We start from the raw sequence: 500 nt of genomic DNA on the forward strand, positions 1-500 counted from the left end.
TAATCGCTACGGGCGCACCATGCAGGTGATCGCCGGGATCCACTACAACTTCTCCTTCGGCGAGGGGTTCTGGGACCGACTCCAGGCGATCGAGGGCGAGCGCGGCGACCCGCGCGCCTTTCGCGATCGCATGCAGATGGGGATGCTGCGCAACCTGCAGCGCATCGGCTGGCTGGTGCCCTATCTGTTCGGCGCCTCGCCGGCGATCTGCGCGAGCTTCGTGCAGGGTCAGGAGACCGACCTCGAGTACTTCGACGACACCACCCTCTACTATCCGCATGCCACCTCGCTGCGGATGGGCGATATCGGCTATCAGAACCAGCAGGAGGAGGGCACCGGGCTCAAGGCCAACTACGATTCGCTGGATGCCTACACCCGCAGCCTCACCTGGGCGATCCAGACGCCCTGCCCGCACTATGAGCCGATCGGGACCAAGGTCAACGGCCGCTGGGAGCAGCTGAACGACCACGTGCTGCAGATCGAGAACGAGTACTACAGCA

The 500-nt window shown here is 64.2% G+C and carries 1 pseudogene; it reads left to right on the plus strand.

Features of this window, described 5'->3' with window-relative positions:
• A pseudogene (locus CLD20_RS20060) lies at positions 1-500 on the plus strand (glutamate--cysteine ligase); the annotation flags it as partial.

This window comes from Afifella sp. IM 167 (genome assembly GCF_020144925.1).
Classification (GTDB): domain Bacteria; phylum Pseudomonadota; class Alphaproteobacteria; order Rhizobiales; family Afifellaceae; genus Afifella.